Here is a 20119-nt window from a genome sequence, read left to right as displayed (position 1 = left end):
ACCATCACAGGAGGTGCCAGATGCGGGTTTTATTGGTCGAGGATGCACTCGGGCTGGGCGAGGCGGTGCGCGAACAGATTGCCGATGACGGCCACGCGGTCGATTGGGTGCAGCGACTGGACCATGCGAACAACAGCGTGCGCACCACGCCGTATGACCTGATCCTGCTCGACCTGATGCTGCCCGACGGTCGCGGGCTGGACTTTTTGCGCCAGCAGCGCTCGGCCGGCAACGTGACCCCGGTGATCATCCTCACCGCCCAGGACCAGATATCCGATCGCATCGCCGGCCTCAACGCCGGGGCCGACGACTACCTGGTCAAACCGTTCGACCTGTTCGAACTCTCGGCCCGGGTGGCCGCCGTGGCCCGGCGTTACAGCGGCAACCCCAACCCGCTGATCAAACTCGGCGACTTACAGATCGATATGAACGCGCGCACCGTGCAGCGCGCCGGTATCACCGTCGACCTGACGGCGCGTGAATGGGCATTGTTTGAGGCGTTTGTGCAGCGCCCCACGGCGTTGCTGTCGAAGTCGCAGCTTGAAGAGCGCTTGTACGCCTTTGGCGCGGAAATCGAGAGCAACACCATCGAGGTCTACATCAGCCGCCTGCGCAAAAAACTCGGCCGCGACCTGGTGGAAACCGTGCGTGGCATGGGGTATCGGTTGATGGCCGTATGAAGTCGTCGATCAGCCTGCAAAAACGCCTCGGCCTGGGGTTGACCCTGGGCATGACCTTGCTCTGGCTGGGGGCGACTGTCGGGGCCTGGCTGGTGGTGCAACACGAATTGAACGAGGCGTTCGACAGCGCTCTGGAAGAGACGGCCCAACGCATCCTGCCCTTGGCCGTGCTGGAAATCAGCAACCGCGAGGAGCCGCGCGCGGCCCAGCACGTCGCCACCTTGAAGGTGCATAAGGAATACCTGACGTACCTGGTGCGCGACGCCCAGGGCCAGATTCTGATGCAGTCCCATGACGCCGATCCGAAGATCTTCAACGAACGGCCGAGTGAAGGGTTTTCCACCACGCAAAAGTACCGGCTGTATGGCGCGAGTGCGCTGCGCGACACCGTGTTCATTGAGATCGCCGAGCCGCTGGCGCATCGCCGTGAAGCAGCGCGGGAAGCCTTGCTGGCCTTGTTGGTGCCGTTATTGGCACTGATCCCCATCAGCCTGCTGGGCACTTGGCTGTTTGTGCGCCTCAGCCTGCGTAGCGTGTTGGCTTATCGCCGTGCCGTGGAAGCCCGTGGCGTGGGGGATTTGTCGCCGATCAGCGTGGCGCGGCTGCCGGCTGAAATCGACCCGTTGGCCGATGCGGTCAACCACCTGCTGGAGCGCTTGCGCAAGGCCTTGGAGGCCGAGCGCAGCTTCACCGCCAACAGTGCCCACGAATTGCGCACGCCGTTGGCGGCGACGTTGGCGCAGATCCAGCGCTTGCGCCAGGAAGCACCGGAAGGCCCGTTGCGCGTGCGTGCGGCGAAGATCGAAGACTCCCTGCGCGAACTGGCGCGGCTCTCGGAAAAACTCATGCAGTTGGCCAAAGCCGAGGGCGGCGGGCTGTTGTCCGAGGCACCACAGGACCTGATTCCATTACTGGCCCATGGGGTCGATGAGTGGAATCCCAGCAGCGGGCAGCGCATTCGGTTGCAGTTGCCAACTGAGGGCAGCGTTTATTGCGCGATTGACCCGGACGCGTTCGGCATCTTGCTGCGTAACTTGATCGAGAATGCGTTGAAGTACGGCGCGGCGGATCAACCGGTCGACGTCAGCCTCACGGACCAGGCACTGCTGCGGGTGGTCAACGGTGGACCGGCTGTGCCAGCGTCGGTGTTGCAGCGCCTGACCGAGCGTTTCGTGCGCGGCAGCAGCGAGGCCAGCGGTACAGGGCTGGGGCTGGCGATTGCCAAGACCATCGCCCACGGGGTCAAGGCGCGTATGACCCTGGCGTCGCCAGCGCCAGGCAGGGAAGACGGGTTTGAAGTGAACGTTCAGTTTTTACGCTTGCCGACATGAACGTTCATCGAGCCCCGGCGGCTGTGCCACTCAGAAGTCCACGGTGACGCCGGTGTATAGCGCCCGCCCGTCGCCGGGTGAGTGCAGCGAGGCCTGGGCGCCGTCCGGGTCATACCAGACGTATTCGTAGTAGCGGTTGGTGAGGTTTTTCAACTGCAGGTCGACACTGACCGATTCAGTCACCTGGTACGTGGCGCCGAGGTTCATCAAGACGTAGCCGCCGTAAGTGCCCTTGGTGTTCTCGCGTTCCAGGTAGTAGTTGGTCTGGCCGTTCATCCACGCCGTCAACTGCAGCGCACGCGTGGCCTTGTAGCTGACGCCGGCGTTGTACAGGTGATGAGGGATGTGGTCGATTTCCTGGCCTTTGCTGTTGGGCAAGCTCGAGCTCGGCTGGAGGATTTTCGAATACTGCCAGGAGTAGGCCATCCAGATGTCGGTGCGCTCGTTCGGGTGCAGGTTGAGCTGCGCGTCATATCCCCAGCGCCGGGTTTCGCCGACGTTATCCGACTCGCCGCTCGGGTCGTTGAGCCGGCGACTGACTTCACCACTGGCCTCTTGCTGCCAATAGGCGACGCGGCCATCGATCCAATCGGCCGGGGTGAACTTGATCCCGGTTTCCCAGCCTTCGTTGATCGACGGCGCCAGGTTGGTATCCCGCGGTGGAATCTTATAGGCCGCCGCGCCGGTGCCGACCTGGAAGGTACGCCCCCAGTTGGCGTAGACGCTGGCCACGTCCCACGGTGAATACACCACGCTGAGCTTGGGTTGTTTGATCAGCCCATAGTCGTTGATGTCGTAGTCCATGCCGGTCATTTCGTTGGTGAAGTTGCCCTGGATTTTATCGACGCGATACGCCGGGACGATTTTCAGCGACTCGAACGGCTTGATCTCGGCCTGGACGTAGGCGCCGTAGGTGTCAAAGTCGAATTGCTGGTCGCGGGTTTGGGCCAGACGCACGCGGTCTTTGGTGCGGTAGCGCTCGCTCTTGTTCTGTTGCTGCTGCATGTCCGCGCCGCCTTCCAGGGCGAAGTCGTACAGCCAGCTGACTTCCGGGCGCCAGGTCAGGGACGTGAGGGCGCCGTACTGGGTTTCGTAGGCGTCGCGCTCCTGCTGGGCGCTGGTGCGCCAGTATTGCGTCCAGCGCCGGTCGTCGAAGGTGTTGACGTAGGTTTTTGCCGACCAGGCCAGCGTCTCGGCCAGGTCGGTGTCGAAGTGCACGCTGACCTGGTTCATCCGCCGCGTGCCTTTGTCGGTGGCGTTGTAGCTGTTGGTCATGCTCGGGTGCTGGTGGGCATCCTCTTCACTCAAGTAGCCCGGTTCCTGCGCCTCGGTTTCGTAGTGACGGGCGATCAGGCCGATGCGGTAGCTGTCGTCGTCCGGGGTGTAGAACCATTTGCCGGACATGGAAAACTTGTCCGCCTCGGCGTGATCGCGGTAACCGTCGGACTTCTGATAGGCGAAGAAGTAGTTCTGCGTCCAGTTGCTGCCTTCGATGCCCTTGGCCAGTTGCGTTTCCTGGGTGTTGTAACTGCCGTAGCGCACCCGCGCCTTGGTGTAGTCGCCGCCGGTGCGGGTCAGCATATTGACGTTGCCGGCGATGTTGTTCAGGCCATAGCGCGCATCGCTGGTGCCGCGCACCACTTCGATGCTGTCCAGTTCCATCGGGAAAATCATGTCCATGAACGGCATGTTGCCGTCATTGCTATTGCTTGGAATGCCGTCGATCAACAGCTTCACTGCGTTGACTTCGCCTTCGCCGTTAAAGCCGCGAAAGGAAATCTTGCCGGAGGTGGTGCCTTGGTTGAACTCGGTGAGTATCACCCCTGGCGCACGGCTGAACAGCTCCCAGCTGTAGTTGACCGGCATTTTTTCGAGGATGTCGGCGCCGAGCACATCCACCGAACTGAGCACGCTGCTGGTGCTTAGCGGGCCCCTGCTGGCGCTGGCGCCCTGGACCGTGACGGTGCCGAGGGTGAGGGTTGAGTCTTCGGTTTTGCCGGTTTCGGCCAGCGCCGAGGACAACGGGTTGAGGGCGAACAGGCCGATGGACAGCAAGGGCCCTAGCGGGCGGGACACAGAGACACGCTTTGCGCGAGGCAAAGTCATTCGAGCAGGCATAACGCACCTTTCCTGATGATCAAGACACTTCGAGGACGCCCGGTCGGGCGGCTGATAAGCAGATCGGGCCGCCTGTGGGGCGGCGCCGGTGTCGATCAAGCGGTAGGGGAGGCGCGCGGGCTCAGGCTCGGCCAGCGGATTCTGGGGTGCAGCGTCGGCAACTCGGGGTTGTCGAGGGCGGTGTCGGGCGCGTAGCGCGGTAGGAAATGTCTGTAGTAGTTGGATGGCAGCGCCGCCAGCCCTGCGTGGCCACAGCAGCAATCGCTGTGTTTCATGGCAGTGTTTGACGGCGCCGTCTGGAGCGGGTCGATCAGCTTGCTCAAGTTGGGCGGCAGCGCTTGCGAGGCGCCCCCCGAGCAAAATCCGCCCCACAGCAACAGTCCCATGTCCGGCGTCTGCATGGCGCGGCTGAGCGGCATGGCCAGCATGTTCAGCACGACGGCCAGACAGGCTATCCAGGGACTGATGCGTTTGAGACGAGCCATGAACGAAGTCGATTAAAAGGGGTGAACATTTAGCGGCAGTTCAGGCACAAAGTAAAAGCCCGTTCGTGCGCTATTTTGCCGCAGACCAACCGTCTGTTTTTGCGTGGTGCATGCAGAAAAAACAATGCCCCGAACAGGTCGGGGCATTGGTCAGACGGGTGTGTTTTGGTTCAGCGGCGAACTTCTGCCGTGTTCGGGCGGTTTTTCAGGTTCTTGTCGGCCTTGTAGCGCAACGCAACGTCCGGCACCGAACCGCCCTTGCCGGTCTCGACCCAGTTGCGAATACGGCTGGCGTCGGCGAAGTGGGTGAACTTGCCGAAGGCATCGAGGATCACCAGCGACACCGGGCGGTTACCCATGCTGGTCACCAGCACCAGGCAGTGGCCGGCCTGGTTGGTAAAGCCGGTCTTGGTCAGCTTGATATCCCAGTTGGCGCGATTGATCAGGTGGTCGGTGTTGGAGAAACCCAAGGTGTAGTTGGGCTTGCGGAACGCGACGGTCTTTTCCTTGGTGGTGCTCAATTGGCTCAGCATCGGGAATTTACGCGCGTAGGCCAGCAGCTTGCTCAAGTCCCTGGCGGTCGACACGTTATGGATGGACAGGCCGGTAGGCTCGACGTAATGGGTGCTGGTCATGCCCAGCGCCTTGGCCTTGGCGTTCATCGCCGCAATGAAGGCTGGGTAGCCGCCCGGATAGTGGTGGGCCAGGCTGGCGGCGGCGCGGTTTTCCGAGGACATCAGGGCGATCAGCAACATCTCTTTGCGCGGCATTTGGCTGCCGATCTTCACTCGGGAGAACACGCCTTTCATTTCCGGCGTGTCGGTGATGTTGATGTCGATGTACTCGTCCATGTTTTGCTTGGCTTCCAGCACGATCAAGCCGGTCATGAGCTTGCTCACGGAAGCGATGGGCACCACCACGTCCGGGTTGCTGGAATAGATGACTTTGTTGGTCTGCAGGTCGACCAGCATGGCGCTGCCGGAAGCGATTTGCAGTTTCGAGGTGTCACGCGGGGCCAGGGTGGTTTCGGCGGCGTGCGCACAGGTGCCGGTGAAAGCAAATAAAAGGCTGACGAGAGAGAGACGAATTTTCACGCGGATGAACTCGCTAAAAAAAGTAAGAAATACCGTTCTGCAACGGGCTATATGAAAAATGACGTTACATTTTAGGAGTATGGATCAGAAAACGATAGAGAGCCTTTAAATAAAGGCTGTAAGACGATGATTGGTTGGGTTTGTACGCATTCGTGGGCAAAAAAAGGGCCCGCTTATGGGCGGGCCTAATGGAGTTCTTCAAAGGAGTAGGGGTAAGTTGCGCCCGATCCCGTCGATAGCGGGTGAAAAGGATGTCGAAGAAACGAGAAACCCGGCGCTGCGCACGGGTTGTCGAGCCGGATGTTCGGGTAAGTATTTTATTGGGCGGATTTGTCAGCGTCGGCAATTCAAGGCGGCTACCTGCATTTTGCCACCGTCCCTCACATCGACGATGCTCACGCTGTCAGCGCCAACCTCGGCGGCTTTATTGAATGCCGTGTTCAGTGCGTCGCCGTTGGAGGAACCCTCTACCGTGAATGCTTTGACGACGTGGCAAGCGTTGGCGGATGAGGCTGTGACGAGGTTGATTTGCTTGCCCGCTTCAGTGAGCTGGGTGGTGCAGGCCGAGATCAACACCGCAATGAGGATCAGCAGAGGGGCGGCATGAAGATTACGCATGACTAAAAGCACTCCTGGGGTTCCTGCGGCATTTGGTTGATACCGAAAATGTCAGCCGCAGATGCACGATAGCAGAGCATGAGGTTCACCAGAAACCAAAAGCCCTGCGATAAGGCAGGGCTTTTTCAGTGCGGCAGATGATCAGTCGTGCAGGGTTTCGGCCGCATACAGCGTGTTTTCCAGCAGGCAGGCACGGGTCATCGGGCCAACGCCGCCCGGTACCGGGGTGATCCAGCCGGCACGGGGTAGGGCGGTTTCGTACACCACGTCGCCGACCAGCTTGCCGTCTGCCTGACGGTTGATGCCGACGTCGATGACGATCGCGCCTTCCTTGATCCATTCACCCTTGACCAGGCCCGGCTTGCCGGCGGCCACCACCACCAGGTCGGCACGGCCGACGTGACCGGCGAGGTCTTTGGTGAAGCGGTGGGTCACGGTCACAGTGCAGCCGGCCAGCAGCAGTTCCATGGCCATCGGGCGCCCAACGATGTTGGAGGCGCCGACGATCACGGCGTCGAGGCCGTAAAGATTGACGCCGGTGCTTTCCAGCAGGGTCATGATGCCTTTCGGCGTGCATGGGCGCAGCAGCGGGATGCGCTGGGCCAGGCGGCCGACGTTATACGGGTGGAAACCGTCGACGTCTTTGTCCGGGCGGATGCGTTCGAGCAACTGGGAGGCGTCCAGATGCGCGGGCAATGGCAGTTGCACCAGGATGCCATCGATGTTCGGGTCATCGTTGAGGCCGTCGATCAGGTCGGTAAGGGCCTGCTGGGTGGTCTCGGAAGGTAAGTCGTAGGCCTTGGAAATAAAGCCGACCTCTTCACAGTCCTTACGCTTGTGCGAGACATAAACCTGAGACGCAGGATCGCTGCCGACCAGGATCACCGCGAGGCCAGGCGTGCGCAGGCCTTGCTGGCTACGCTCGGTGACGCGTTTGGCGATCTGCTGGCGCAGGCTGGCGGCGATTGATTTGCCGTCGATAAGTTGTGCAGTCATTACGCGTGATTAACCATCGAGAGGGGGAAGAAAAGTGCGCGCATTCTCGCATGCCAACGCGCGAGGGCAAAGGCGCTTGGTCTGCAAATTGGCCTAACCCCTTAAATAAAATGAATTTTTTTCAAAAAAGATTTGACGGCTTTCTGGTGCGTCTATACTATTCGTCGCACTTGTCGGGCACAGCCTAGCACTGGTTAAGAAGGTCAAGCAGGGTTGTTGCTCTGTAAGGCTGGAAGCACTTAGTTTGTAATCCTCCAAGAGTACAGATTAATCAGGCGCCCGTAGCTCAGCTGGATAGAGCATCCGCCTTCTAAGCGGATGGTCGCAGGTTCGAGTCCTGCCGGGTGCGCCATTAGGCAGCTTTGGCACAAGTAGCGTTAGATGGTGGGCGTAGCTCAGTTGGTAGAGCACGGGATTGTGACTCCCGTTGTCGAGGGTTCGATCCCCTTCGTCCACCCCATATTTTGAAAAAGGCGCCAGATTAACCATCTGGCGCCTTTGCTTTAAGAGCTTCAAGCGCGGATGTGGTGGAATTGGTAGACACACTGGATTTAGGTTCCAGCGCCGCGAGGCGTAAGAGTTCGAGTCTCTTCATCCGCACCAATTAAAGCTTTGCCCGGCCGAAAGGCTGGGTGAGGTTAGACAAAGAAGTGGTTTGGTTTCTTTGTTAACGCAATATGGTGGGCGTAGCTCAGTTGGTAGAGCACGGGATTGTGACTCCCGTTGTCGAGGGTTCGATCCCCTTCGTCCACCCCATATTCGAAAGGCGCCAGATTTAACAGTCTGGCGCCTTTTTTGTTTTAGCGGTTCGAGTATTCCGCGGCCGCAGGTTCTGGGTCGCAAGGCAGGGCGTTTCGTCGTATTTATGTGTCTCGATGATGCCGCGCTGCCTGCCTGTCCTGTTCGCAGGGCGGGCCGTCAGGGAGATGATTGGCGACTGCTTCTATATATAGAAGGGTCGGCGCAGAGCCCTGGCGTGATTGGCTGTATTTGTCACCGGGGCGAGGCGCAACAGTGTCTTCGTACCGATAAATTGCCTGCTGTTTTTTTACCCGTTTCCAGTAGGGTGACTTCTTGAGTTTGACCCACTAGAATGCATGCCCTTGATTCTGGGGTCGGAAACGGCCGGCTAACGTCTGTGCAACGAGGAATATCCATGCAAGTTTCTGTTGAAAATACTACTGCTCTCGAGCGCCGCCTGAGCATCACCGTGCCGGCAGAGCGCATCGAGACTGCGGTCAACAAGCGTCTGCAGCAGACTGCCCAAAAGGCCAAGATCGCTGGCTTCCGTCCAGGCAAAGTGCCAATGAGCGAAATCAAGCGCCGTTTTGGTGCTGATGCGCGTCAGGAGGCGGTAGGCGACGTGATCCAGGCTTCTTTCTACGAAGCGGTTGTTGAGCAAAAGCTGAACCCGGCCGGCTCGCCGTCGATCGAGCCTAAGTCCCTGGAAGCGGGCAAGGACCTGGAGTACGTTGCTGTATTCGAAGTGTTCCCAGAGTTCGAAGTTGCCGGTTTCGAAGGTATCGCGATCGAGCGTCTGAGCGCTGAAGTGGCTGATGCTGACCTGGATAACATGCTGGAAGTCCTGCGCAAGCAGAACACGCGTTTCGAAGTGGCCGAGCGTGCTGCTCAGAACGAAGACCAACTGAACATCGATTTCGTGGGCAAGGTTGACGGCGAAGCATTCGCTGGCGGCTCCGCCAAGGGCACTCAGTTGGTGCTGGGCTCCAACCGCATGATCCCGGGTTTTGAAGAGGGTCTGGTTGGTGCAAAAGCTGGCGAAGAGCGCGTTCTGAACCTGACTTTCCCGGCTGACTACCAGAATCTGGACCTGGCCGGCAAAGCCGCCGAGTTCACCGTGACGGTCAACAGCGTTTCCGAGCCTAAGCTGCCAGAGCTGAACGAAGAGTTCTTCGCTCAATTCGGCATCAAGGAAACCGGCATCGACGGCTTCCGCACCGAAGTTCGCAAGAACATGGAGCGTGAGCTGCGTCAGGCCGTCAAGTCCAAGGTCAAGAACCAGGTCATGGACGGTCTGCTGACCGCCAACCCGATCGAAGTGCCTAAGGCTCTGCTTTCCAACGAAGTGGATCGCCTGCGCGTACAAGCTGTTCAGCAGTTTGGTGGCAACATCAAGCCTGACCAACTGCCGGCCGAGCTGTTCGAAGAACAAGCCAAGCGCCGCGTCGTGCTGGGTCTGATCGTGGCTGAAGTGGTCAAGCAGTTCGATCTCAAGCCTGACGAAGATCGCGTTCGTGAAATGATCCAGGAAATGGCTTCGGCCTACCAGGAGCCTGAGCAGGTTGTGGCTTGGTACTACAAGAACGACCAGCAGCTGAACGAAGTACGTTCGGTTGTGCTGGAAGAACAAGTTGTGGATACTGTTCTGCAGAAGGCTAAGGTGACCGATAAAGCGGTCTCTTACGAAGAAGCAGTCAAGCCGGCGGAAGCAGCACAAGCCGACTGATTGTCCAACTCGTTCGAAATACAACCATAAGCCAGCCTCGCGCTGGCTTATGCGTTTTCAAGACATGACTATTTGGGAGTAACTGCAGAGCATGTTCCGTAATTCCTATATTCAGCAGAACTCTGATATCCAGGCCGCAGGCGGCCTGGTCCCGATGGTTGTCGAGCAGTCCGCTCGTGGCGAACGCGCCTACGACATCTACTCGCGCCTGCTCAAGGAGCGAGTGATCTTTCTGGTGGGCCCAGTAGAGGACTACATGGCCAACCTGATTTGTGCGCAACTGCTGTTCCTTGAAGCGGAAAACCCGGACAAGGACATCCATCTTTACATTAACTCGCCGGGCGGTTCGGTGACCGCAGGTATGTCGATCTACGACACCATGCAGTTCATCAAGCCAAACGTGTCGACCACCTGCATCGGCCAAGCCTGCAGCATGGGCGCTTTCCTGCTGACCGCGGGTGCCGAAGGCAAGCGTTACTGCCTGCCGAACTCGCGCGTGATGATTCACCAGCCACTGGGCGGTTTCCAGGGTCAGGCATCGGACATCGAAATCCATGCCAAGGAAATCCTCTTTATTCGTGAGCGTCTTAACACGCTGATGGCCAAGCACAGCGGGCACACCTTGGAAGAAATCGAGCGTGATACCAACCGTGACAATTTCATGAGCGCTGAAGCCGCGCGTGATTACGGGTTGATCGACGCAGTGATTGAAAAGCGCCCCGCTTAATATAAGCAGCTCAAAATAGGGCTGGTCGGCAAGTCCGATCACCTGTGGGCTTGAAAAAGCCCGCATAAGCCTTCATCTTGTGTTGCAAGCCTATCGGATTTGGATCGAACGAATGACTGACACCCGCAACGGCGAGGACAACGGCAAGCTGCTCTATTGCTCCTTCTGTGGCAAAAGCCAGCATGAAGTGCGCAAATTGATTGCCGGCCCCTCGGTCTTTATCTGCGACGAGTGCGTCGACCTGTGCAATGACATCATCCGTGAGGAGGTGCAGGAAGCCCAGGCCGAGAGCAGCGCGCATAAATTGCCTTCGCCTAAAGAAATCAGCGGCATCCTTGATCAGTACGTGATTGGTCAAGAGCGTGCAAAAAAGGTTCTGGCCGTAGCGGTGTACAACCACTACAAGCGTTTGAACCAGCGTGACAAGAAAAACGACGAAGTCGAGCTCGGCAAGAGCAACATCTTGCTGATCGGTCCTACAGGCTCGGGTAAAACCCTGCTTGCAGAAACCCTTGCTCGCCTGCTGAACGTTCCGTTCACCATCGCCGACGCTACCACCCTCACCGAGGCTGGCTACGTGGGTGAAGACGTCGAGAACATCATTCAGAAGTTGCTGCAGAAGTGCGACTACGACGTAGAGAAAGCCCAGATGGGTATTGTCTATATCGACGAAATCGACAAGATTTCGCGCAAGTCCGACAACCCGTCGATCACTCGGGATGTTTCCGGTGAAGGCGTGCAGCAAGCCTTGCTGAAACTGATCGAAGGCACGGTTGCTTCCGTACCGCCACAAGGTGGCCGCAAGCACCCGCAGCAGGAATTCCTTCAGGTTGATACGCGCAATATCCTGTTCATCTGCGGCGGTGCGTTCTCCGGACTGGAAAAGGTTATTCAAAACCGTTCCACCCGTGGCGGCATCGGTTTCAGTGCAGAAGTGCGCAGCAAGGAAGAAGGCAAGAAGGTGGGCGAGTCCCTGCGTGAAGTCGAACCTGACGATTTGGTCAAGTTTGGTCTGATCCCGGAATTCGTTGGTCGTCTGCCAGTTCTGGCGACATTGGACGAGTTGGATGAGGCTGCTCTGATTCAGATCCTCACCGAGCCGAAAAACGCCCTGACCAAACAATATGCCAAGCTGTTCGAAATGGAAGGCGTAGACCTCGAGTTCCGTACCGACGCACTCAAATCAGTGGCCAAGCGGGCACTGGAGCGCAAGACCGGTGCGCGTGGCCTGCGTTCGATTCTCGAAGGCGTATTGCTCGACACCATGTACGAAATTCCCTCGCAGTCCGAGGTGAGTAAAGTGGTGATCGACGAAAGCGTTATCGAAGGTAAGTCCAAGCCACTGTATATCTACGAAAACAGTGAGCCGGCTGCCAAGGCTGCACCAGACGCTTAAGCGTCCTGTAGCTGCATAACAACAAGGGGCCTTTAGGGGCCCCTTTTGTTTTAAGGGTGTGTTTTTCCTGCGTTTAACTGCTGGCATTGAGCTTGTTTTTTTTGCTAGCAGCCCCCATCTTGGTTTCATGCTTACTTTTCAACTGTCATAGAGGCGAAATCATGAAGACAACCATCGAATTGCCTCTCCTGCCGTTGCGTGATGTCGTCGTCTATCCGCACATGGTTATCCCGCTGTTCGTGGGGCGCGAGAAGTCTATCGAAGCCCTCGAGGCTGCGATGACGGGCGACAAGCAGATCCTGCTGTTGGCCCAGAGAAACCCTGCTGATGATGATCCAGGCGAAGATGCCCTGTATCGCGTCGGTACCGTTGCGACTGTCCTGCAACTGCTCAAGCTGCCCGATGGCACCGTCAAGGTGCTGGTGGAAGGTGAGCAGCGTGGTGCTGTCGAGCGTTTCATGGAGGTGGACGGCCACCTGCGTGCCGAAGTGGCGCTGATCGACGAAGTCGAGGCCCCGGAGCGCGAGTCCGAAGTATTTGTACGCAGCCTGCTCTCGCAGTTCGAGCAGTATGTGCAGTTGGGTAAGAAAGTCCCGGCTGAAGTCCTGTCTTCCCTCAACAGCATTGATGAGCCTAGCCGCCTGGTCGACACCATGGCCGCGCACATGGCGCTGAAGATCGAGCAGAAGCAAGACATCCTTGAAATCATCGACCTGCCGGCCCGTGTCGAACACGTCCTGGCGCTGCTCGATGCCGAAATCGACCTGCTGCAGGTTGAAAAACGCATCCGTGGTCGCGTGAAGAAACAAATGGAGCGCAGCCAGCGCGAGTACTACCTGAATGAGCAGATGAAGGCCATTCAGAAAGAACTCGGCGACAGCGAGGAGGGCCACAACGAAATCGAAGAGCTGAAAAAGCGCATCGATGCCGCCGGCCTGCCAAAAGACGCCCTGACCAAGGCCAATGCCGAGCTGAATAAGCTCAAGCAAATGTCGCCGATGTCGGCCGAAGCCACGGTGGTTCGTTCCTACATCGATTGGCTGGTGCAGGTGCCGTGGAAGGCTCAGACCAAGGTCCGCCTGGACCTGGCTCGCGCCGAAGATATCCTCGACGCCGACCACTATGGCCTCGAAGAAGTCAAAGAACGCATTCTCGAATACCTCGCCGTGCAAAAGCGTGTGAAGAAGATTCGTGGCCCGGTGTTGTGCCTGGTCGGTCCGCCTGGTGTGGGTAAAACCTCCCTGGCCGAGTCGATTGCCAATGCCACCAACCGTAAATTCGTGCGAATGGCCCTCGGCGGCGTGCGTGATGAAGCGGAAATTCGTGGTCATCGCCGGACATATATCGGTTCGATGCCAGGAAGATTGATTCAAAAGATGACAAAGGTGGGTGTGCGCAACCCACTGTTCCTGCTCGATGAAATCGACAAAATGGGCAGCGACATGCGCGGCGATCCGGCATCGGCGTTGCTCGAAGTGCTCGATCCCGAGCAGAACCACAATTTCAACGACCATTACCTGGAAGTCGACTACGACCTGTCCGACGTGATGTTCCTGTGTACCTCCAACTCCATGAACATTCCGCCAGCGTTGCTGGACAGGATGGAGGTGATTCGTCTGCCGGGTTACACCGAAGACGAGAAGATCAACATCGCCGTCAAATACCTCGCGCCCAAGCAGATTTCGGCCAATGGCCTGAAGAAAGGCGAGATTGAATTCGCGGTCGAGTCGATCCGCGACATGGTGCGTTACTACACCCGCGAGGCCGGTGTACGGGGGCTTGAGCGCCAGATCGCGAAGATTTGCCGCAAGGCGGTCAAGGAACATGCACTGGAAAAACGCTTCTCGGTGAAGGTCACGGCCGATGCGCTGGAGCACTACCTCGGCGTGCGTAAATTCAGTTACGGCTTGGCTGAACAGCAGGATCAGGTAGGGCAGGTGACTGGCCTGGCGTGGACCCAGGTGGGCGGTGAATTGCTGACCATCGAAGCTGCGGTGATCCCAGGCAAAGGCCAATTGATCAAGACCGGTTCCTTGGGTGACGTGATGGTCGAATCCATCACCGCTGCGCAGACCGTGGTGCGCAGCCGCGCCCGGAGCCTGGGGATTCCCCTGGACTTCCACGAGAAGCACGACATCCACATCCACATGCCGGAAGGGGCGACCCCAAAAGACGGCCCTAGCGCTGGCGTAGGCATGTGTACGGCCCTGGTATCGGCCCTGACCGGCATTCCGGTGCGCGCTGATGTGGCCATGACCGGCGAAATCACCCTGCGTGGCCAGGTATTGGCCATCGGTGGTCTGAAAGAGAAATTGCTCGCCGCACACCGGGGTGGAATCAAGACTGTGATCATTCCTGAAGAGAATGTCCGCGACTTGAAGGAAATTCCTGACAATATCAAGCAAGATCTTCAGATTAAACCAGTTAAATGGATTGACGAGGTCCTGCAAATTGCGCTGCAATACGCGCCGGAGCCCTTGCCGGATGTGGCTCCGGAGATAGTCGCTAAGGACGAAAAGCGCGAGTCTGATTCCAAGGAAAGAATTAGCACGCATTAATGCGTTAAAGCCTGGGGGCTTCCTTGACAGCTTTTTAGAGCCCTTGTTATAAAGCGGCTCTTAAGTGTCTGTAGTCCATTCAGCACTGGTTTTTGCTTTCACCAAAAAACTTAGAATCATACTCAATAGATATATAAGGGGACTTAGAGTGAACAAGTCGGAACTGATTGATGCTATCGCCGCATCCGCTGATATCCCGAAAGCTGCTGCTGGCCGTGCGCTGGACGCAGTAATCGAATCCGTCACTGGCGCTCTTAAGGCCGGCGACTCGGTGGTACTGGTAGGTTTCGGTACTTTCTCTGTGACTGACCGTCCAGCTCGCACTGGCCGTAACCCACAGACTGGCAAAGCACTGCAAATCGCTGCTGCCAAGAAACCAGGTTTCAAAGCCGGTAAAGCCCTGAAAGAAGCCGTTAACTAAGCCTCGCTCAAGCCTTTACCTACCCGGGTCCGACGCAGGTCTGGCCTGGCAGCGGAGCGGCAGCTGACCCACGTATCCATCGGGTCACCACGCCGGGGGTGTGGGTTCTAACCCCCGTCCGCTCCGCCAGTTACGAGAAGGCGCATCCTCGGATGCGCCTTTCTTCTATCCGGACTCTACCCACGCTCCACGGTTGCCAATTTTTGAAGTTCAACCGTTTCTGGGGGACGCATGCTGCAAAATATCAGGGACAATTCACAAGGCTGGATTGCCAAGACCATTATCGGGATCATCGTCGCATTGATGGCGTTCACCGGTATCGAGGCTATTTTTCAGGCTTCGACCAACACCAAGCAGGACGTGGCCAAGGTCAACGGTGAAGCAATCACCCAGACCGAACTGAGCCAGGCCGTCGACATGCAACGTCGCGAGTTGATGCAACGGTTCGGCAAGGATTTCGATGCTTCCTTGCTCGACGAAAAGCTACTGCGCGACGCCGCTCTCAAGGGGCTGATCGATCGTAAGCTGGAGCTGCAAGGCGCCGCCGATTCCAAGTTTGGCTTCTCTGAAGCTGCGCTGGATCAGGTGATCCTACAGACGCCGCAATTCCAGGTGGACGGCAAGTTCAACGCCGAACGTTTTGACCAGGTGATCCGTCAACTGGGCTACAGCCGTCTGCAGTTCCGTCAGATGCTGAGCCAGGAAATGCTGATCGGGCAAGTTCGCAACGGTATCGGCGCCAGCGCATTTGTGACTGACGCACAGGTGCTGGCATTCGCCCGTCTGGAAAAACAGACCCGCGATTTCGCCACCGTCAATATCAAGGCCAACCCTGCGGCGGTGAAACTCACTGACGACGAGGTCAAGGCTTACTACGACCAGCACGCCAAAGAGTTCATGACTCCGGACCAGGTGGTCATCGACTATCTGGAGTTGAAGAAGTCGTCCTTCTTCGACCAGGTCACCGTCAAGGACGATGAACTGCAGGCGGCGTATGAGAAAGAAACCGCTAACCTCTCTGAGCAGCGTCGTGCCGCGCACATCCTGATTGAAGTCAACGACAAGGTCACTGACGCGCAAGCCAAGGCCAAGATCGAGGAGGTCCAGGCGCGCCTGGCCAAGGGTGAGCAGTTCGAAGCCCTGGCCAAGGAGTTCTCCCAGGACCCGGGTTCGGCCAGCAATGGCGGTGACCTCGGTTTTGCCGGTCCTGGCGTCTACGATCCGGACTTCGAAGCAGCCCTGTATGCCTTGAATAAGGACCAGGTCTCGGCACCGGTGCGCAGCACCTTCGGTTGGCACCTGATCAAGCTGCTGGGCGTTGAAGCGCCAGAAGTGCCATCGTTCGCCAGCCTGAAAGGCAAGCTGACTCACGAGCTCAAGAATCAACAGGTTGAACAGCGTTTTGTCGAAGCGACCAAGCAATTGGAAGATGCGGCATTTGAAGCCTCCGACCTGGCTCAGCCAGCGTCCGACCTCAAGCTGACCGTTCACACCTCTGCGCCGTTTGGTCGCGACGGCGGGGAGGGTGTTGCAGCCAACCGTGCCGTGGTCACTGCCGCGTTCAGTCCGGAAGTGTTGGATGAGGGTGCCAACAGCACCGCCATCGAGCTCGACCCGGAAACCATCATCGTGCTGCGGGCAAAAGAACACCTGAAGCCTACGCAACTGCCGCTGGAAAGCGTGTCAGCGGCGATCCGCACACAGATGACCAAGGAACGCGCCAGCGCGGCCGCCAAGACTCACGCTGACGAGTTGATCGCCAGCCTGCGTGATGGCAAAACCCCGCTGAACCAGCCCATTGATGGTCAGGCCTGGAAAGTCACCGCCGTGGCTACTCGTAGCCAGGAAGCGATCGACCCGGTCGTGCTGCAAGCCCTGTTCCGCATGCCCAAGCCTGCGGCCAAGGACAAACCGACCTTCACCACCGTGACCCTCGCTGATGGCAGCCTGGTGATCGTGCGCTTGAACAGCGTCAACGAAGCGGCGGCGCCATCGGACGACGAGAAGGCGCAATACCGCCGTTTCCTCGCCTCCCGTGTGGGTCAGCAGGACTTTGCGGCGTACCGCAAGCAGTTGGAAACCAAGGCTGAGATCAAGAAGTACTGATCTCGGTTTGAATAAAAAGCCCCCGGCCTGAAAAGACCGGGGGCTTTTTCATGGGCGTTTGCTAAGGGCAAGCAGCATCAAAGCAACTACCGCCAAGGGAAACGCGAACACGCCCCAACTCTGCAGCAGCAACCCCCCCGCTAACCCGCCACCGGCAATGCCCAGGTTCCACACGGTCACCAGCATCGATTGCGCTGCGTCCGCCGACTCGCCAGCGGACTTGGCCAGAGCGGTTTGTAGCAAGGCCGGCAGGCCACCGAATGCCAGGCCCCAAACCGCTACGGCGGTGTAGATGACCGCCGGCGAGTCGATCCAGAACGCCAGCGCCAGCGCCGACAGGCCAAACAGCGCGCAACTGAGCAGCACCAGCGGGCGCAACCATCGATCGATCAGCAGGCCCACCAGCCAAATGCTCAACAACGCCGCGAGGCCAAACACCAGCAGCACCCGGTCGATATCGGCCTCGATTCCGGCGTGCTCCAGCAGTGGGGCGATGTAGGTGTAGAGAATGTTGTGGGCCAGCACGTAGGTAAAGGTCACCCAAAGCACCGGGCGAATGCCGCGCAACGTCATCACCTGGCGCAGGCCCAGGCGCTGTTGTGCCGCTTGACCGGCAAAGTCCGGCAGTTGCCAGCGCGCCCAGAGCAGTAGCACCAGCGTCAGTCCGGTCATGATCGCAAAGCTCAAGCGCCAGCCAACGAGAGTGCCCAGCAGTGTGCCGGCCGGCACGCCCAGGGACAGGGCCAGCGGCGCGCCAAGCATTGCGATGGCAATCGCCCGGCCTTGCAGATGAGGGGCGACCATGCGACTGGCATAACCCGCCAACAGGGCCCAGAGCAACCCGGCGAATACCCCGGCGAAAAAGCGCGCTACCAGCGTAAGCCCATAGTGACTGGATACGGCAGTCACGCTGTTGACCAGGGCAAAGCCACTAATGGCCACCAGCAGTAGAGGTCGGCGGCGCCAACCACGCGTCAGCAGCGTCAAGGGGATGGCCGCGAGCAACGATCCAAGGGCGTAGAGGGTGACCAATTGGCCAACCAGGGCGGGTGACACGCCCAGGCCTGCGCCCATCTGCGGCAGAAGCCCTGCGGGCATGGCTTCGGTGAGGATGGTAATAAATCCTGCGCAAGCCAGGGCCAGCAAACCACCGAGCGGCAGCGCGTCAGGCTGGGCGTTCGCCGGGCAATGGGTCAGTGACGGGTTGTCGCTCATAACGCTCTATCCATATAAAAGGGGCAAGGCGGCAGAGTAAGGGGCTGTGGTGCGCGGAAAAACAGGCTAAGGTTCCGAACTTATCGGGCGTGGATGTCCGTAATCGGTCGGGGCGTCATCATGGACAGCTTGAGCAGCCTGTCGGTATTTGTGCAGGTGGCGGAGACACGCAGCTTTACCGTTGCTGGCCGTGTGCTGGGGGTATCCTCTTCGGCCGTGGGCAAAAGTATCGCGCGCATGGAAGAGCGCTTGGGCGTAAGGCTGTTTCACCGCAGCACGCGCAGTATCACGCTGACCAGCGAAGGCTCACTGTTTCTTGAGCGTTCGCGGCGTATTCTGGCCGAGGTCGAGGCGGCCGAGCAGGAGTTGACGGACGCCAGCGCCACGCCCCGGGGCAAGTTGCGCATCAGTCTGCCGCAGGTGCGCGGGTTGTTGATGCCGGTACTCAGTGACTTTATGCGCGCCTACCCGGATATCGAGCTGGATGTGGATTTTTCCGACCGCATGGTCGACGTGATCGAGGAAGGTTTCGATGCGGTGATTCGCACGGGCAAGCCGGAAGATTCGCGCTTGATGGCGCGTCATCTGGGCTATTACCAGTTGGTACTTGTCGGCACGCCGGGCTACTTCGTTCAACACGGCACCCCGCAGCAACCGCAGGACCTCAGCAATCACGCCTGCTTGCGCCACAAATTCTGTACCACCGGCAAGCTGGAAAACTGGCCGTTGCGTCACATTTCGGGCGCCGCCGAGCCCACGTTGCGTACACCGCTGGTCAGCACCACCATCGAGTCCCTCAAGCATGTGGTACACGAGGGGTTGGGCATCGCCTGCTTGCCGGACTACATGGTCAACGAGGCCGTGCGGGAGGGGCGCTTGCAACGGGTGTTGGATGATTATCTCGAACACCGTGGCAGTTTCTGGCTGCTGTGGCCATCAAGTCGCCATGCCTCAGCCAAGTTACGCGTGTTTATCGACCATATGTACGCCGGGCTTTTCCCCGTAGGCACCGCTGTGTAGGCTTGTGACGTTTTACCGACAGGAATGCGCGCGCCAAGGCCTCGTTCTGTTGCACAATACCGCCCAGATCGTTTTCCTCAGGATTTTCAATGTCGACATCATTTCACTTGCGTAGCCTCGGCTTGGCGCTGGTGTTGGCGGGCGCCACGGGCTGCTCGTCACCCAAGACCGCTATTTACGAGCACGAGAATTTCGACGACTCCGGTACGTTCTCCCGTGATTACCCGGTCAGTGACATCGCCGCGTGCGAGGCCGCGCGCCGTGCACTGCTGAGCCAGGGTTACATCATCACCAGCAGCGATCCGAAGCTGGTGGTGGGTAACAAGAGTTTCCAGCAGACCGGCGAAACTCATCTGCAGATCAGCTTCAACGTGGTGTGTGCGGACGATGGCAAAGGTAAAAATCATTCGACGATATTTGCCAACGCCCTGCAGGATCGCTATGCGCTGAAGAAGGTCAATAACTCCGCAAGCCTGGGTGTGGGCGTGTTGGGCTCGGTATCGATGCCGATCGGCTCCACCGACGACTCGATGGTGAAGGTGGCGAGTGAGACTGTCTCGGCACCGAAGTTCTATGAGCGGTACTTTGCGTTGGTGGATGTATTCCTGCCGCAGGAAGTGAAAAAGGCTGCGCATATTCCCGAGCAGCCTAAGGCGGAGTTGGGCGTGCCTGAGCCTAAAGCCGCGCCGGCCGCCGAAAAAGTTGAAGCGCCGAAGCAGGAGCTCGCCGCACCGGTTGTTTCCGAGCCGGTCGCACCTCCGGCCGAGCCCGCACCGATTGCTCCGCAACAAGAGCCAGCGGCTCCCACGCTGCCGCCGCCGACGGAAGCTATTCCGCCCCTGCCGACGCCTTCCCAGTGACACCGACGGCCTTCGACGGGGCGGGGC

The 20119-nt window shown here is 58.7% G+C and carries 16 protein-coding genes and 4 tRNA genes; 14 read left to right on the top strand and 6 right to left on the bottom strand.

The features are described from left to right. The first annotated feature begins 20 nt into the window (after window positions 1-20). Window positions 21-680, top strand: coding sequence for a response regulator (locus tag ACS5Q8_RS18460; protein ID WP_276193668.1), 660 nt, complete (start codon window positions 21-23; stop codon window positions 678-680). Further along, on the top strand, window positions 677-2011 hold the full coding sequence (locus ACS5Q8_RS18455; protein WP_465159301.1) for a sensor histidine kinase: 1335 nt from the start codon (window positions 677-679) through the stop codon (window positions 2009-2011). Before ACS5Q8_RS18460 ends, ACS5Q8_RS18455 begins: the two co-directional genes overlap by 4 nt. A gap of 30 nt (window positions 2012-2041) precedes the next feature. Here ACS5Q8_RS18455 and ACS5Q8_RS18450 read toward each other — a convergent pair whose 3' ends face one another. From ACS5Q8_RS18450 to folD, 5 genes are all read right to left on the bottom strand, one after another. After that, on the bottom strand, window positions 2042-4129 hold the full coding sequence (locus tag ACS5Q8_RS18450; RefSeq protein WP_465159300.1) for a TonB-dependent receptor: 2088 nt from the start codon (window positions 4127-4129) through the stop codon (window positions 2042-2044). 95 nt (window positions 4130-4224) lie between these two features. Continuing rightward, window positions 4225-4614 (bottom strand): DUF2946 domain-containing protein, encoded by a 390-nt coding sequence (locus ACS5Q8_RS18445; RefSeq protein ID WP_443695223.1) that lies wholly within the window; start codon window positions 4612-4614, stop codon window positions 4225-4227. Window positions 4615-4784: 170 nt separating this feature from the next. Further along, entirely contained in the window at window positions 4785-5708 is a 924-nt protein-coding gene (pbpG, locus tag ACS5Q8_RS18440; protein WP_247398718.1) for a D-alanyl-D-alanine endopeptidase, read from the bottom strand. A gap of 333 nt (window positions 5709-6041) precedes the next feature. Next, complete coding sequence (locus tag ACS5Q8_RS18435) at window positions 6042-6326, bottom strand: DUF4156 domain-containing protein (protein ID WP_247398721.1); 285 nt, start codon at window positions 6324-6326, stop codon at window positions 6042-6044. A 141-nt stretch (window positions 6327-6467) separates the two neighbouring features. Next, a complete protein-coding gene (gene folD, locus ACS5Q8_RS18430; protein WP_276193614.1) occupies window positions 6468-7322 on the bottom strand; it encodes a bifunctional methylenetetrahydrofolate dehydrogenase/methenyltetrahydrofolate cyclohydrolase FolD in 855 nt (284 codons plus the stop codon). Between the two features lie 275 nt (window positions 7323-7597). Here folD and ACS5Q8_RS18425 point away from each other — a divergent pair. The 10 genes from ACS5Q8_RS18425 (at window position 7598) to ACS5Q8_RS18380 (ending at window position 16997) form a co-directional block, all read left to right on the top strand. Further along, window positions 7598-7674: transfer RNA gene (locus ACS5Q8_RS18425), tRNA-Arg, on the top strand. 32 nt (window positions 7675-7706) lie between these two features. Continuing rightward, window positions 7707-7782 (top strand) — tRNA-His (locus ACS5Q8_RS18420). Between the two features lie 58 nt (window positions 7783-7840). Beyond that, a tRNA-Leu gene (locus tag ACS5Q8_RS18415) sits at window positions 7841-7925 on the top strand. A gap of 77 nt (window positions 7926-8002) precedes the next feature. Then, a tRNA-His gene (locus ACS5Q8_RS18410) sits at window positions 8003-8078 on the top strand. Window positions 8079-8478: 400 nt separating this feature from the next. Further along, on the top strand, window positions 8479-9789 hold the full coding sequence (gene tig / locus ACS5Q8_RS18405) for a trigger factor (RefSeq protein ID WP_276193613.1): 1311 nt from the start codon (window positions 8479-8481) through the stop codon (window positions 9787-9789). 91 nt (window positions 9790-9880) lie between these two features. Then, complete coding sequence (clpP, locus tag ACS5Q8_RS18400) at window positions 9881-10516, top strand: ATP-dependent Clp endopeptidase proteolytic subunit ClpP (protein WP_048725112.1); 636 nt, start codon at window positions 9881-9883, stop codon at window positions 10514-10516. A gap of 112 nt (window positions 10517-10628) precedes the next feature. After that, window positions 10629-11912 (top strand): ATP-dependent Clp protease ATP-binding subunit ClpX, encoded by a 1284-nt coding sequence (gene clpX, locus ACS5Q8_RS18395; protein ID WP_017848146.1) that lies wholly within the window; start codon window positions 10629-10631, stop codon window positions 11910-11912. Window positions 11913-12073: 161 nt separating this feature from the next. After that, a complete protein-coding gene (lon, locus tag ACS5Q8_RS18390; protein ID WP_276193612.1) occupies window positions 12074-14470 on the top strand; it encodes an endopeptidase La in 2397 nt (798 codons plus the stop codon). Between the two features lie 133 nt (window positions 14471-14603). After that, the gene (locus ACS5Q8_RS18385; protein ID WP_221034285.1) at window positions 14604-14891 is read left to right on the top strand and encodes an HU family DNA-binding protein; all 288 of its coding nucleotides are present in this window, start codon (window positions 14604-14606) and stop codon (window positions 14889-14891) included. Window positions 14892-15122: 231 nt separating this feature from the next. Continuing rightward, window positions 15123-16997 carry a SurA N-terminal domain-containing protein gene (locus ACS5Q8_RS18380; RefSeq protein ID WP_426102116.1) on the top strand — a complete coding sequence of 625 codons (1875 nt, stop codon included), beginning with the start codon at window positions 15123-15125 and terminating at the stop codon, window positions 16995-16997. Window positions 16998-17045: 48 nt separating this feature from the next. Here the strand turns inward: ACS5Q8_RS18380 and ACS5Q8_RS18375 are convergent, their stop codons facing one another. Beyond that, entirely contained in the window at window positions 17046-18212 is a 1167-nt protein-coding gene (locus tag ACS5Q8_RS18375; RefSeq protein WP_276193610.1) for an MFS transporter, read from the bottom strand. Between the two features lie 120 nt (window positions 18213-18332). Here ACS5Q8_RS18375 and ACS5Q8_RS18370 point away from each other — a divergent pair, with 120 nt between their 5' ends. Continuing rightward, on the top strand, window positions 18333-19232 hold the full coding sequence (locus ACS5Q8_RS18370; RefSeq protein WP_465159299.1) for a LysR family transcriptional regulator: 900 nt from the start codon (window positions 18333-18335) through the stop codon (window positions 19230-19232). An 89-nt stretch (window positions 19233-19321) separates the two neighbouring features. After that, window positions 19322-20092: a DUF2242 domain-containing protein gene (locus tag ACS5Q8_RS18365; RefSeq protein WP_276193609.1), complete on the top strand. Its 771-nt coding sequence runs from the start codon at window positions 19322-19324 to the stop codon at window positions 20090-20092. Window positions 20093-20119 lie beyond the last annotated feature (27 nt).

The sequence above is a fragment of the Pseudomonas sp. PAMC25584 genome, assembly GCF_058135675.1.
This window is presented reverse-complemented; position numbering and strand designations above follow the sequence as displayed.

Excerpts from the sequence above, each read along its gene's own strand:
- clpX (WP_017848146.1), top strand. The coding sequence starts at position 10,629 with ATGACTGACACCCGCAACGGCGAGGACAACGGCAAGCTGCTCTATTGC.
- tig (WP_276193613.1), top strand. The coding sequence starts at position 8,479 with ATGCAAGTTTCTGTTGAAAATACTACTGCTCTCGAGCGCCGCCTGAGC.
- lon (WP_276193612.1), top strand. The coding sequence starts at position 12,074 with ATGAAGACAACCATCGAATTGCCTCTCCTGCCGTTGCGTGATGTCGTC.
- ACS5Q8_RS18375 (WP_276193610.1), bottom strand. The coding sequence starts at position 18,212 with ATGAGCGACAACCCGTCACTGACCCATTGCCCGGCGAACGCCCAGCCT.
- ACS5Q8_RS18380 (WP_426102116.1), top strand. The coding sequence starts at position 15,123 with ATGCTGCAAAATATCAGGGACAATTCACAAGGCTGGATTGCCAAGACC.
- ACS5Q8_RS18450 (WP_465159300.1), bottom strand. The coding sequence starts at position 4,129 with ATGCCTGCTCGAATGACTTTGCCTCGCGCAAAGCGTGTCTCTGTGTCC.
- ACS5Q8_RS18365 (WP_276193609.1), top strand. The coding sequence starts at position 19,322 with ATGTCGACATCATTTCACTTGCGTAGCCTCGGCTTGGCGCTGGTGTTG.
- ACS5Q8_RS18435 (WP_247398721.1), bottom strand. The coding sequence starts at position 6,326 with ATGCGTAATCTTCATGCCGCCCCTCTGCTGATCCTCATTGCGGTGTTG.
- clpP (WP_048725112.1), top strand. The coding sequence starts at position 9,881 with ATGTTCCGTAATTCCTATATTCAGCAGAACTCTGATATCCAGGCCGCA.
- folD (WP_276193614.1), bottom strand. The coding sequence starts at position 7,322 with ATGACTGCACAACTTATCGACGGCAAATCAATCGCCGCCAGCCTGCGC.
- ACS5Q8_RS18370 (WP_465159299.1), top strand. The coding sequence starts at position 18,333 with ATGGACAGCTTGAGCAGCCTGTCGGTATTTGTGCAGGTGGCGGAGACA.
- ACS5Q8_RS18445 (WP_443695223.1), bottom strand. The coding sequence starts at position 4,614 with ATGGCTCGTCTCAAACGCATCAGTCCCTGGATAGCCTGTCTGGCCGTC.
- ACS5Q8_RS18460 (WP_276193668.1), top strand. The coding sequence starts at position 21 with ATGCGGGTTTTATTGGTCGAGGATGCACTCGGGCTGGGCGAGGCGGTG.
- ACS5Q8_RS18455 (WP_465159301.1), top strand. The coding sequence starts at position 677 with ATGAAGTCGTCGATCAGCCTGCAAAAACGCCTCGGCCTGGGGTTGACC.